11 protein-coding genes are annotated in these 13277 nt (G+C 57.3%); 7 read left to right on the forward strand and 4 right to left on the reverse strand.

Going from position 1 to position 13277, the window contains the following annotated elements; translation table 11 throughout:
• The first annotated feature begins 49 nt into the window (after positions 1-49).
• The 5 genes from H0I86_RS16450 (at position 50) to H0I86_RS16470 (ending at position 8388) form a co-directional block, all read left to right on the forward strand.
• A complete protein-coding gene (locus tag H0I86_RS16450) occupies positions 50-484 on the forward strand; it encodes a universal stress protein (protein WP_180921303.1) in 435 nt (144 codons plus the stop codon).
• A 515-nt stretch (positions 485-999) separates the two neighbouring features.
• On the forward strand, positions 1000-2328 hold the full coding sequence (locus tag H0I86_RS16455; protein ID WP_180921304.1) for a TrkH family potassium uptake protein: 1329 nt from the start codon (positions 1000-1002) through the stop codon (positions 2326-2328).
• Positions 2318-3013, forward strand: a complete 696-nt coding sequence (locus tag H0I86_RS16460; protein ID WP_180921305.1) for a potassium channel family protein — start codon at positions 2318-2320, stop codon at positions 3011-3013. The genes H0I86_RS16455 and H0I86_RS16460 overlap by 11 nt, the downstream gene beginning before the upstream one ends.
• Positions 3014-3134: 121 nt before the next feature.
• Complete coding sequence (locus H0I86_RS16465; protein WP_258019328.1) at positions 3135-3707, forward strand: CHAT domain-containing protein; 573 nt, start codon at positions 3135-3137, stop codon at positions 3705-3707.
• An 841-nt stretch (positions 3708-4548) separates the two neighbouring features.
• Positions 4549-8388: a YobI family P-loop NTPase gene (locus tag H0I86_RS16470; protein WP_124340187.1), complete on the forward strand. Its 3840-nt coding sequence runs from the start codon at positions 4549-4551 to the stop codon at positions 8386-8388.
• A 130-nt stretch (positions 8389-8518) separates the two neighbouring features.
• Here the strand turns inward: H0I86_RS16470 and H0I86_RS16475 are convergent, their stop codons facing one another.
• The 3 genes from H0I86_RS16475 to qhpR all read right to left on the reverse strand — a co-directional run bounded on the left by H0I86_RS16475 (position 8519) and on the right by qhpR (position 10984).
• The gene (locus tag H0I86_RS16475) at positions 8519-8725 is read right to left on the reverse strand and encodes a hypothetical protein (RefSeq protein WP_124340186.1); all 207 of its coding nucleotides are present in this window, start codon (positions 8723-8725) and stop codon (positions 8519-8521) included.
• Positions 8726-8905: 180 nt separating this feature from the next.
• Entirely contained in the window at positions 8906-9967 is a 1062-nt protein-coding gene (locus tag H0I86_RS16480) for an AraC family transcriptional regulator (RefSeq protein WP_124340185.1), read from the reverse strand.
• Between the two features lie 12 nt (positions 9968-9979).
• Positions 9980-10984, reverse strand: coding sequence for an AraC-like transcriptional regulator QhpR (gene qhpR / locus H0I86_RS16485; RefSeq protein ID WP_081361521.1), 1005 nt, complete (start codon positions 10982-10984; stop codon positions 9980-9982).
• A gap of 214 nt (positions 10985-11198) precedes the next feature.
• Between qhpR and H0I86_RS16490 the strand changes: the two genes are divergently transcribed.
• Positions 11199-11345, forward strand: a complete 147-nt coding sequence (locus H0I86_RS16490; RefSeq protein ID WP_164485335.1) for a hypothetical protein — start codon at positions 11199-11201, stop codon at positions 11343-11345.
• Positions 11346-11355: 10 nt separating this feature from the next.
• Here H0I86_RS16490 and H0I86_RS16495 read toward each other — a convergent pair whose 3' ends face one another.
• Entirely contained in the window at positions 11356-11958 is a 603-nt protein-coding gene (locus tag H0I86_RS16495; protein ID WP_124299474.1) for a TetR/AcrR family transcriptional regulator, read from the reverse strand.
• Between the two features lie 156 nt (positions 11959-12114).
• On the opposite strand from H0I86_RS16495, the gene H0I86_RS16500 reads away from it, so the two are divergent.
• Positions 12115-13272, forward strand: a complete 1158-nt coding sequence (locus tag H0I86_RS16500; protein ID WP_124299473.1) for a MexC family multidrug efflux RND transporter periplasmic adaptor subunit — start codon at positions 12115-12117, stop codon at positions 13270-13272.
• The last annotated feature ends 5 nt before the right edge of the window (positions 13273-13277 follow it).

Genomic DNA, 13277 nt, shown 5'->3' on the forward strand with positions numbered 1-13277 from the left:
AAAGCTTGCTGGACAAGCACCTTCAGGCCACTGAAAAAAGGATCTAGAAATGCATAAAATTCTTGTTGCTGTCGACGGATCCGAACATTCAGAGCGCGCAGTGCTTTACCTCATCGGACTGATCCAGGATGGCGGATTGCTGGGAGGAAGTGTTGAGGTACACTTGGTGAATGTGCAGCCCCTTTTACCGACACGAATCGCACAAGACATAGCGGGGGATGAGCTTGATCGCTACTACGATCACAAAAGTACTGAAGAATCACAAAAGGCTGTGGCGCTTCTGAAACAAGAAGGCATTGCATTCACATTCCACACATTGTTGGGCGACGCGGCTAGCAAAATTGTAGCGGCTTCACAGTCCTTGGGATGTGATAGCATCATTTTAGGTTCACATGGCAACGGTTTCCTGGCAGGAATCTTTCTGGGCTCCGTTGCAACCAAGGTGATTCAACTCTCCAGTATCCCAATCACCTTAGTCAAATAATGGATAGTGAGTTGCTCGTTGATAGCCTGATCATTACTACGTTATCAAAAGCAGCTATTCGGTAGATGCTTTGACTGAAGCTCATCCATAACGGCTGCTATATCACCCTGCTGAGAGGGGGATCTTGTTGATAAATTTTGAATTGAATATGCTCTCGACAAAGTTCTCATATCGAGTAGCCTAGAATTTAGCATCAAGCAAATCGCTAGGTGAATACAGCCAGCTACTGCTTATGTATTATTGCTTCGTCCGTATTATGGGCGGGGTCGCGTCGGCACCCGAAAGGGTGGTCGGTCCTTGTGGTCGGCACGCCAACCTTCGCGGCTTTGCCCACCCCCTTTGGACTGGGAGCAGATTCCCGTATCTCCGACAACTAAGTTTCGCAATCGAACCTAGCTCTCATCAGTACGATCATGACAACCTTGAAGACGGCCCGCCGTTAGGGTTCAAAATACGTGTGGCATGTTTATCGAGCGCAGTAGATTTCCTTGTCGCGACATAAGTTCGGATACTAAATGAAATTACTGCTACATCCAGCCAGGGTTGTCGCTCTGGTTTTCTTGGCCGCGATACTGGCCGGCACAGCTATTCTGATGCTGCCGATTTCCCACGCCGAGGGTATCGTTACCCCTTGGGTGACTGCCTTCTTCACCGCAGTATCTGCCGTCTGCGTTACTGGGCTAGTAGTGGTGGACACTGGTACGTACTGGTCGACCTTCGGCCAGTTGGTGATTCTGCTACTGTTCCAACTCGGTGGCTTCGGCATCATGACGGTAGCGACCTTGCTGGGCTTGATGGTCAACCGAGGCTTTCGCCTACGCACCAAAATGGTCGCACAGTTCGAGTCTCGCTCATTAGGGTTGGGCGACATTGCCAGCGTGGCCAAGCTGGTTCTGGTGGTGACGTTCGCCTTGGAACTCCTCGTGACCCTGTGGCTCACCCTCAGATTACACCTGACCTATGACCTATCATGGGCCGATGCTGCGTGGAGCGGCCTATTTCATGCAGTATCTGCATTCAATAACGCCGGCTTCTCCATTCATTCCGACAGCCTGATGCGCTACGCCTCGGATGCTTCGATCCTACTGCCGGTCATGGCTGCGATCATTATCGGTGGCATAGGCTTTCCCGTGCTGTATGACTTGCGCAGCAGGTTCAACGACTCCCGTCATTGGTCGCTTCATACCAAACTCACCCTGGCTGGAACGGCAATCCTGCTGCTGGGCGGTTTTTTCACGCTTTTGCTGTTCGAGTGGTCCAACTCGGCAACCCTCGGCCCCATGCCAGTGGCCGATAAAATGCTCTCGGCGGCATTTGCTGCCGTTTCTGCGCGTACCGCCGGCTTCAACTCCATAGATATTGGCGCGTTGACCCGTGAAAGCTGGGCATTGCACTACTTCCTGATGTTCGTCGGGGGGGGCAGCGCGGGAACCGCAGGTGGCGTCAAAGTCGGTACTGTTGCCATCCTGATTTTACTAATCATCGCCGAAATTCGTGGCCATAGTGACAGCGAGGCATTTGGCCGACGAGTCAGCGCCTCAGCCCAGCGTCAGGCCATCACGGTACTCGTGCTGGGCAGCTCCTTGATCGTACTGGGGACGCTCTTTATCTTGCGTGGAACAGATTTCCCCACCGACCAAGTCATATTCGAGGTCATCTCGGCATTTGGTACGGTCGGCTTGTCCACCGGCATCACCGCCGACCTCCCAGAGTCGAGCCAACTGATGCTGACGCTGCTGATGTATATCGGGCGAGTCGGCACTATCACACTTGCGGCGTCACTGGCCCTGGGCGAGCACCGCATGCCCTACCGCTACCCAGAGGAGCATCCAATTGTTGGCTAAGTTTCTGTTTACCGAACAGTTTGCCTTTTCCAAGGGCGATAGCGTGGTGGTCATCGGTCTCGGCCGCTTCGGCGGCTCCGTGGCCCAATCGCTGATGCGGCTCGGTCACGATGTGATGGGCATCGACCGAGACGCCGAGCCTGTCCATGACTGGGCCGATCTCTTGACTCATGCGGTCCAGGCCGACTCCACCAACCTGATGGTCTTGCGCCAGCTAGGCGTTGCCGACTTCGCACACGCCATCGTAGGGATAGGCACCGATCTGGCAGCTAGCCTGATGACCATCATGGCGCTGACCGAACTGGGTATCCAGGATATCTGGGTCAAGGCCCTGACGGCCGAACATGGGCAGATAGCCCAGCGAATTGGCGCCCATCATGTCGTCTACCCGGAGAAGGATATGGGGGAGCGAGTCGCCCAGCTCATTACTGGGCGGATGATCGATTTCATTGAGTTTGACGATGGTTTTGCCATCGCCAAGATTCACGCCCCCCCGCCTAGCCACAACAGCACACTGGCCGACGGCAATATCCGTGAAAAATTCGGCGTGACAGTTGTGGGGGTGAAGCGCGCCAATCAAGACTTCCTCCATGCCACCCCTAGCACCCTGATCCTGCCGGGTGATCTGTTAATCGTGTCCGGCCCGACCCACCTGATTCAGAAATTTGCGGGCCACTCGACATAGCCAGAGGAACACTGCCAGGCAGAGACGGGACAGTAGGGATAGTGCGTATGAACCGGGAGGGCACACACACCGACTCCGTTCCGCCGTCGTACCACGCATTCCTCGCTACCACGATAATCGGTTGAACCTGGCGAGCGTTGAGCAGGAAGCGAAAATGCTCGGCGATCTGCTCGGTGCTGTGTCCATTGGTGACGAAATCGCGCCGGTACTTAGCGCACTGGCTCGCGACAAGGGCGAGGATTTTGATGTCCTGCATTTTGCCTGTCATGGCAGTACCGACTACACGCAGGTATGGAACGCCGGACTGTTGCTCAATGTGGCGGGCAGTGACAAAACCACACTTCTGTCGGTGGCTTCAGTACAGACCTTCGCCAACCTGGCGGTCGATGGTCAGCGGCCGCTGATTTTCCTCAATGCCTGCCAGTCCAGGGTTACAGGTCGCACCCTATCGGGTGCCGGAGGACTGGCCCAGGCGTTCGTCCAGCGCGGCGCCGGGTTGTTCGTCGGCACGCTGTGGTCGATCGGCGACAGACCGGCGCAGGGCTTCGCCTCGCAGTTCTACGGCCAGCTCAAGGCCGGCCAAAGCGTCAGTCAGGTGTTGCGTGCCGCCCGTGAACAGGCCAAGCACGATCTCGACACGTCATGGCTGGCGTACACGGTCTACGGTCATCCCTACGCGCGTTTTTCACCATAACGAGGGGAGGGGGGAAAGTAGCGCCCGATACCGGACATTCTTTTGTCGCTGCGCTTGCATCGTGGACCCAAGGCCCGCAAGGAGCACCCAATGTGGCTTGACACACTTCAAGCACGTTAGACAACGCGCGGATCGACAGCGGGCGGCCCCGGTCTGAGATGAACAGATAGCGGTACGACAATTTCAGATGATGTGGCTCTCAAAGCGCCGGCGACATCTGCAAATACCGCCTCATCGCCTCAAAGTGGCATGCCAAGATGGCCTCATCGATGATCTCCACCAACTTGCACCAGCAACGGTACCCGCTGACCTGAAGAGAACCGGCACTGAATCAGCTTCATCTGCAGCCACCTCAGTTAAGGGCTAGCCATGAACACGGAGTACATGGCCCGTTAACAGAGTGGACGTCAGAAGCAGGTCTGTCGAATCAAGACCTTACGATCCTCATGAACATCTATGACATGACCTGTCGTTTAACAAGTGGGCGATGACAGATGTTCATAAGTCAGTCTGGCTCTTGTTCTAAAGACTTACAGGACGAAATCGTCGGGGTATTGTTCATCGATTTATGTTCATAGCGTGCTAGCCAGCAACCTCCGGCACGACGTATGACGATGTACGCTTCGCAGTTAGAAAAACGCATCGGGGCTACGGGCTTGCCGCTAGAGGACTGCAGCGCTGAGCCCCATCCACTGGATATCCTTCAAGAAGGCTTAGGTGATCAAAAATGGCATATCGCCGCCATGGTATTCTCCCGATCCAGTTGGGGAGGTGAGATTTTCCAAGCTCCCGTATCGACGTTTCAGGATGGAAGTCAGGGGCAGGGCCGATGTATCGATCAATGCTGAGTCGCATCAAACGCAATTGGATGGCGCTGTCCATAGGCAGTCGAGCCGCAGTAACCGCCTTCAGCGCTGCGCGGAGGCCAGCAAACTCCCTCGGATCGTTCGAGCCGTTGACTCCTGTACTCTTGGAGGACAAGGGATTCAAGCGCTATGAAGAGGAGCTACTCAAAGGTCTCCAGAATAAAGAAGTCCTCAACATCGCAGTCACTGGCGGCTACGGGGCAGGCAAGAGCAGTGTGCTCAAGACGTTTTTAGAGCGGCATCCAGAATTCCCGCACGCCCTGGTGTCCTTGGCGACCTTCAGCGAAACCAAACCATCGCCCAGCAAATTTGGTACGTCGATCGAATCAGTTGGTGAGGCAACAGCCGTCCCGTCAGCGAACATAGCAACTACTCCTCCGACGCCTGACCTTATGAATCGGATCGAAGAGACCATAGTGCAGCAGCTTCTCTATTCGGTGCCGGCGTCAAAGCTACCCAAAACCCGGCTCAAACGTATTGTTCAGGCATCCGGGCTCGCAGTCTATCTGCACACCGTATTGCTGATTTGCCTGTTGGCCAGCGTTCTGCGCTTCTGCCTTCCCTCGATCGAGAAGCGTACAGACGTTGAAGTGAAGTGGCTGGTCGACGGCCTAAATGCGATTCCAGAGTGGTTGGCCATCGGATGCATCCTTGGGAGTGGAATCTATCTGCTGTACTCAGGGCTTAGATTCATCTCAATGTTCAGCATCGACGGCCTGACGCTCAAGGGTGGGAAGCTTGAAGCCACACACCATGGCTCTGTGCTGCACAAGAACGTCGACGAGATCATCTATTGCTTCGAGCGAAGCGACATTCGGGTCGTGGTGATTGAAGACCTGGATCGCTTCGATACCCAAGACATCTTTTTTCGGCTACGCGAAATCAACTTCACAATTTGCCAGTCCCCGCAAGTGCGTCGACCAGTGCACTTTATCTACGCCATCCGCGATGAACTGTTCACCGTTACCGACAAGACAAAATTCTTTGATCTCATCATCCCGATCATCCCAGTGGTCAATTCTGAGAATTCGCGTGAGAAGCTGAACGAGCTCATGAGGAGCAGAGCTGTAGGTGAAGCAGTCCTTGGAGCCAAGCTGGATCCGGCAGTGGTCGAGACGGTCTGCTATTACGTAGATGAGATGAGGCTCATCAAAAATATTGTCAATGAATACGATATCTACTCGAGTCTGCTGGCAAATGATGGCCTGGAACTCAACCCGAACAAGCTGTTCGCCATCGTGGTGCTCAGGAACCTTCACCCCGAGGCCTATGCTGAGCTGCTCAAGCGCCGGGGCGCGATCCACTCGGTGCTTGCAGGCTTTCAGGACTGGGTAAAACGGCAAGTAGTGGCGCTCCAAGGTGAGATTGAAATGCTTCGCGAGAACCTCACACGCAAGCAAGCGGAGGTAGCCAAAAGCGTTACCGAACTTCGCGTGTGCTTCTGGTTCGAAATCATCAACCGGGCGAATCTGGAGCGGGCCAACCGGATCAGATGCGATCAGAGTTCGGCCTTTACTTTACCTACGTTTGTAGGTGATGACGCCTTCGCAATCGTTACCCAATCCAGGCGACTTCAACCAGTCTTACAACTAGAGAATTACGGCCCTAGCGAGCAAGGCGGGCAAGTTGATCTCAAGCAAGCGCTTGAGGCGTTTGATTATCAAGCTCGTGCCGCACGACTCGAGCAGTCATTTGATGACCTTGAGGAAGAAATCACCCAGCTCCTTAAGCAGGTGACACGCCTCAAGACCATCCCTTTCCGTGAGGCTGTGAAGGATGGCTATAGCGACGTGGTAGCTGTGGGGCTCCAGGGCCTTGAAGTCGTCATCTACCTGATGCGTAAAGGGCTGCTCGATACCGATTATGTGGACTACCTGGGGTATTTCTACGAAGGCTCAATCACCCAGGCCGACAAGAATTTCATCCTGGCGATGACCAGAGGCGAAGTGCTGGACGTGGCAACGGTGCTGGACGATCCAGAACGCGTTTTGAGTAAGCTCGACGTCGACGCTATGGACGCCGGCCGAGGGCTGATTGCCAATGTGATCAAGACGCTGGCGCGCCATCGTGACACCCAGTTCGTCGAGCAAGCCAGGCTAAAGCTCGCGACGATTTTCAAAAGTGCACACGCCCGTTTAGAACGATTCGCCGAAGCGATGGAGCTTATTGTCGCAGAGCCTGGTGATGGCAAGACGCGCACTGTCCAAGCGCTTCTGGAAATCGATCAGCACCTAATCCTCCAGTTGCTCAAATCCGAGCGTTTTCAACCCAATCACACGAGAGCCGGTCTTATCTGCACCTTTCTGGATACCCTGACGGAAGAGCAGATAGCAGGTATGAAGGATCGACAAGGGTTGCTGCTTAAGGCGATCAATGCCTTGCCCAACGTTGCCGAGCTCGTCCCGCAGCTTGAGAACCCGTTCAATGGTTGGAAGTGGCTGAGAAGCAAGCCTGCCCAGTTTGACAGCCTTAACGAAACGACCGACGCGACGATACTGCGCAAGCTGGTTGAACTAGGATGCCTCAAGCTTTCGATTCCAATGCTGAAACTGGTCATGGTGCGGCTGGCTAATGCTCCTCTGACAGACAGCCCCGTTACATACCAGGGCTTGCTTTCGCTCGAGCTGGCAGGATTCGCTGACCAGGTTAAGCAGATGCCAGATGCATTTGTAGATGAGCTGTTGAGCCAGCAACAAATACTGCCTGAATCCGAAAGTTCGCTTGTGACGCTGTTGGATTATTGTCAGCCGGATCAAAAGCAGATGGAGGCGTTACTGACCTTCACGGACTGCAAAATCTCAGATCTCGAACCTATACCTCATTCGCTCTGGATCAGGCTCCTCGAAGACGATAGGATCGAACCTGTCAGCGCTGCGGCCTGGACCTTCCTCGAGCGGAGATATCGTCCTGATGAAAGTGCTGAGGCGACTGAGGAAAACGGGGTCAACACCGAGGCGCTGGCTGCCATTCAGGAGGCATTTCTGCAATACGTCAATCGACACGCTGAAGCGTTGGGTAGGACGCTATGGGAGGGCGATGAAGATGACCAAAGAGCACTGCAACGCTTTTTTCTCCAAAGCGCAACCATCAGTAATACGACGCTGCGGTCGGTATTCCAAGGCGTGAACCTGTCGCCGGAAGTCGTGCTCAACTCGAACATTTCTGCCACCCGCTGGGCCTACATTGCCTATAACAGCACTGTTCCTTATACACCAAAGATCCACTCTGCACTTGTCAGGGCAGCCGGCAATTTGGAGGGTGCTTATATTCAGCACCGGTGGACGGTTGCGCGGGACATACTTGACCTGGACGCATTGCCAATTAAGGTGGTGCATGAAGTCAGCCGAAATGGTAGGGCCACACTGGAAGATACGCTTCGGATGTGGGCGGGTATTTCGTTTGATGCCTATCCCACTTGCGAAGGCGCAACAGTGGAGCTGGCCAAGGTGTGCGGTCATGCCAACGCTCAAGGTGCACGTTTCAAGGCTGACTACCTGAGTGTGCTCGTTCAGATCGCTCAGGTGGGCGACCTGGAGCGAGAAGAGCGCGTGGAGGTTGTCATTCAGGCGCTGGCGCTGAATGGCGCCTGGGAGCAGATAGTACCGGCCCTTGACCTCCTTGATAGCGCGTACCTAAAACTAGCTAAATCGGGAAAAGTGGTGCTGCCGACAGCGGGTGAAGACCGACGCTTGGTCGAGGCCTTGCAGGGCCGAGGCTTTGTCAGCTCAAAGAAGTTCGAAGACAAACGTACCGTTGCATATGGCAAGCCCAGCGCGATTCGGGCGGCGCTCGGATCCGCTGGGTGGCTGACTTAGCTCTACAAGGGTTTACCGGTGGCGCAGTGGGACTTCGTTCTTTCCACTTGTCGACGTCAAGTTTGGATCTATCAGCAGCTTGGATAGGTGCAGTCCCATTGCCTGCTGGTTAGCATTGGGACAGAAGCGTTCAACTCAGCATCTGGAAAAGCGCTGGATAAAAAGCTGTCTTGGGATCACGCAGGCACCATGCTGCATTCGTGATGGGGCTCAGTGATCCAAACCCCATGGACATCCAGTCAATCGTCATAGAAGCCATGCCTGACTCTCCTTGCAGCAGCTTTTCCCGACCGGCTAATACCTCCACAAGCAAGGCAGAGGGGATCTCGAGACTCATGCCATTGTTTCCAGTTGTCATACGGATAAGCGATTGTGGCATCAGGACGTAATGGGCGTCATCTGGGATGCAGAAATGGCGCTGGTCCTGGATGCAAACCAGGGGGTTAGTGGAAACAGACAGCAGGTGTTCATAAACGATTGCACACATCATATTTAACGTATGGTTGATGTCAGCTGTTCACAGTCGGCTTTGACGATCATTCAACCGGCTCTGAAGCAGAAATGGCTGTCTGCGTAACCCCAACTGCTTCTGGCATTCCAACGGGGACATGCCGAACCAGCGATTGAATGCTCGGGAAAAGGTACTGACGTCGGCGTAGCCGAGCAGTTGCGCCACGTGGGTCATGCTGATCGAGGGGATTTTCAGGTAGTTGTGCACCATTCCCTGGCGGGTTTCATCCAGCAGTCGCTGGAAGGAGGTGCCTTCCTGGGCCAGGCGGCGTTGCAGTGTGCGTGGGTTTATCGCCATGCAGTCGGCAACCCGCTCGATCGTGGCCCGACCGCTGGGCAACAGGTTGCGCAGCAATTGTCTGACGTAGCCCGGCATTTCGTCCGCGGCCAGGCGCTCCATGCCGCTCAGATGTTCAGCCATCAGTTGGTGCAGGGTTTCATCGGCAAGACTCAGTGGCAGCGCCAGCACCGAGGCGTCGAATAGCAGCCCGGTGTGGGCTGCGGCGAACGTCGGCGTAATACCCAGCGCCCGCCGATAGGCCGACTCATCGCCAAGGGGAGGGTGGCGAAGCAGCACCGCCTTGGGTTGCCAGTCTCCACCTGCCAGGGTGCGCATCAGCCGCAGGCCGACACCACAGGCCAGCTCTTCTGCCTGGGGCAGCCCGGGAACGGCCTGTTCACCGGCCCGATAGCTGAGGAGTGCCATGCCGTCGACGACATCCAGGCCGATTTGCGCCGCGCCGTTGTAAAACCCGTAGTGGGTCCGCAGTTCGAACAGCGCATCACCGACGGTCCTGGTGTTGTGGATCAGGTAGAAAATATCGCCAAAGACATCGATCCCCTGGTAGAGCCCATACTCCAGGCCGAACAACGCGTTGCTGGAGCTCTGCTGGCAGAGCTCCAGCAACTCGCAGTAGCGACGGAAGGACAAGATATCTTCCGGACGGCGCAGGGATGCCGGCGGCAGGGAAGCGCAGCGCAACATATGGGTCGGATCCAGACCCTGACGGGCAGCGAATTTGTCGAAACCCGCAAGGCTGAGTGCGCGAATGAAAGGATTGATCGTCATGTTCCGCCACTTCTATTGCCGATGAGGGGGTTGCAAACGCTGCTTCCACTTTTGCGGGCTCATGCCGTTCCAGCGGTGGAAGGCCCGGGAGAAGGCGCTCAGGTCCGCGTAACCGAGCAGGCTGGCCAGCTGCGTCAGGCTGATCGACGAGTCGCAGATATAGCGCGCGGCCATTGCCTGGCGCGTCTTGTCCAGCAGCTCCTGAAAGCCAGTGCCTTGGGCCTGAAGATAGCGCTGCAGGGTACGCGGGCTGATCATCATGTACTCGGCGACCTGGCGTATCGTCACCTGGCCGCCGGCAAGCCGGCTGCGCAACAGTTTCTGCACGTAGGACGGCAGCTCCTGCAGCGTCACCCGGGCCAGCTCGTCGATATGCTGCTGGACCAGTTGTTGGCATCTGGCATCCGTCGGGCCCAGTGGGGTCGCCAGCAGCGATTCATCGAACACCCAGGCATTGACCGGGCTGTCGAAGCGCGGAAGCACACCCAGTAGGGCCCGGTAGGCTCCGCGGTCCGCGGCGGCAGCATGGCGCAACATCAAGGCCCGCGGTTTCCAGGCGTGCCCCAGCAAGTCATGCAGCAAGTGCGCGGCCACGCCCATGGCCAGCTCCACGGTCTGCCGCACCGAGGTCAGATCGCCGTCGGTGATGTCGTACAACAGCAGGGCACTGCCGGCCTGTCGTTCGAGACGCACTTCCGCACCATCGCTATGGACATGGAAATAACGGGTCAGCAGCGTCAGCGCTTCCCCCAGGTTGCCGGTGCTGCGCATTGCGTACAGCAGCGGCCCTAGCCCTTGCGGCCCTTGGCGCAGGCCGAACTGCAGACCGAACAGGGGATTGTTCGCACGCTGTGCGCACAACTCGATCAAGGCATTGAACTGCACGCCGGAAAGCTGCTCGGGTAGCGGGTCTGCGGGCAGCTTGACCTCAGCCAGGGCCAGGGATGGATCGAGCCCCAGGCTGCTGACAAACTCAGTGAACCCAAGCAGGGCGGTGCCACGGACAGTAGACGTCATCTCAAGCCCTCGAATGAGCCATGGGGCGTGGCCAGGCGCGCGGTTGCCGGCCCGACTCCCGTCTGTTGCCAGAGCGCGCGACCCGAGCACCTGGCAGGATTTGCACAATAACTGGCGCGATCTGCAAAGCTTTTACCCCTGCCGGCGACCAGACTCGAATCACCAATAACAAAAGACCTGCGTTCAGCCCGAGGCTGGATGATGGAGGTACTAGATGCGCCGGTTCCTGTCCGCTTTCCTGGTTGTCGCCCTGATCTCGGGCGCCGTCTATTTTCAGTTTCAGCCTTCGAACAAGACGATTCACCATCAATCCAAGCACCCCCCGGTTGCCAGCATCAGCGAAGCGCTCGGCCATTTCTGAGGGCGCGCACTCACACCCAAAGAGCCGTTTCCGGCGTGGGCGAACGCTCGTTCGACACGCCGGAACACAGGGCACCATGCAAAAACATCTGCTCCAGTGTGCGGGCTGAATTGGCATTGGCCGCGCGCCCGCGTTGTTCGGCATCGACCATGCCGTAGATCAGGGTGATGAACAGTTCGCTGAAGATCGCCGCGGTAATGTCGATACGAAACACGCCTTTTTGCTGGCCGCGCAGGAAAAACGCGTCCAGCGCTTCGATGTAAGGCCGCCAGCGCGCGTCGCCGCGTTCGAAGTCGAGGAAGTCGGGGCGGTATTGCACCATCAGGAACGCCAGCAGCTCACGATGGGCCAGGTGTTCTCTGATCAAGCGGCGCAGTGCCTCCAGCGGCTCGGCGTGCTGCAACCCGGCGCTCTTGATGATCCGCTCGAGCGTGCCCTCGGCGTACGCCTCCAACTGGTGTTCCAGGTTTTCCCGTGTGCCGCAGTAGCGATGCAGTGTCGCCTTGCTTACCCCCGCCAATTGCGCCAGCTCCTTCATGGTGGCGCGCGGTCGATTGACTACCGCCAAGGTCAGCGTCTTGAGCAGATGTTCATCATGGGAAGTCGGGGTCATCACCAAGCCTCGGATGGATTTTCCGGATGGGCACCTGTGCAGGTCACTATCCAGGTTTCTGAAATATGACAAATATTACCCATATGAGACATTGTTGACTCATTGGGATTTAGAAAGTAGCATTCGAGTCGTTTTCAATCAAGCCTCGGGTGATTTATGGGCAATTTGCGTGCAATAGGGATGGCAGGCTCGTTGGCAGCAGCCATTGCGCTGGCCGGATGCGGTCCGGCGAATGAACAAGAGAGCGTGGCCGAAGTGGCGCGTCCGGTAGACGTGGTGGCGGCGGTGACCGAACCCCTGGCCCTGACCTCGGAGCTGCCGGGCAGGGTCGAGCCCATGCGTGTGGCGGAAGTGCGTGCACGGGTGGCGGGGATCGTCATGAAAAAACGTTTCGAGGAGGGGGCTGATGTAAAGGCCGGCGACCTGCTGTTCCAGATCGATCCGGCGCCGCTCAAGGCGGCGGTATCGCGGGCCGAAGGCGAGCTGGCGCGTGCCCAGTCCGCAGTGCAGGAGGCGCAGGCGCGAGTCAAGCGCTACGAACCGCTGGTGAAGATCGAGGCGGTCAGCCAGCAGGACTTCGACAGTGCCACCGCCGACCTGCGCAGTGCCCAGGCCGCGACCCGTTCGGCCCAGGCCGATCTGGAAAGCGCCCGGCTGAACCTGGGTTATGCCTCGGTCACCGCGCCGATTTCCGGCCGTGTCGGCCGCGCCCTGGTAACCGAAGGCGCTCTGGTCGGCCAGGGTGACGCCACGCTGATGGCGCGGGTTCAGCAGCTCGACCCGGTGTATGTCGATTTCACTCAGTCGGCGGCGGATGCGCTGCGCCTGCGGGAGTTGCTCAAGGACGGAAAACTCTCCGGCGACGACAACAAGGTGCTGTCGATCCGCGTTGAAGGCACGCCTTTCGAGCGCCAGGGCTCACTGCTGTTCACCGATGTGGCCGTGGATCGCGGCACCGGGCAGATTGTCCTGCGCGGCAAATTCGACAACGCCGACGGCACTCTGCTGCCGGGCATGTACGTGCGGGTGAGCACACCCCAGGGAACGGATAACCAGGCGATCCTCGTGCCGCAGCGCGCGGTGCAACGCACCAGCGATGGCAGCGCCCAGGTGCTGGTGGTCGGCGCGGACGAGCGGGTCGAGGCGCGCGCGGTGCGCACCGGCACCATGCAGGGTTCTCGCTGGCAGATCAGTGAAGGGTTGAAGGCGGGGGACCAGGTCATTGTCGGTGGTCTGGCCGGCCTGCAACCGGGTGCCAAGGTCACGCCTAGCCAGCCGCAGGCCCAGGCTCAGTTGCCTGAGTCGAAACAGTAAGGCCG

Origin of the sequence: Pseudomonas chlororaphis subsp. aurantiaca (assembly GCF_013466605.1) — a bacterium.
Taxonomy (GTDB): domain Bacteria; phylum Pseudomonadota; class Gammaproteobacteria; order Pseudomonadales; family Pseudomonadaceae; genus Aquipseudomonas; species Aquipseudomonas chlororaphis_I.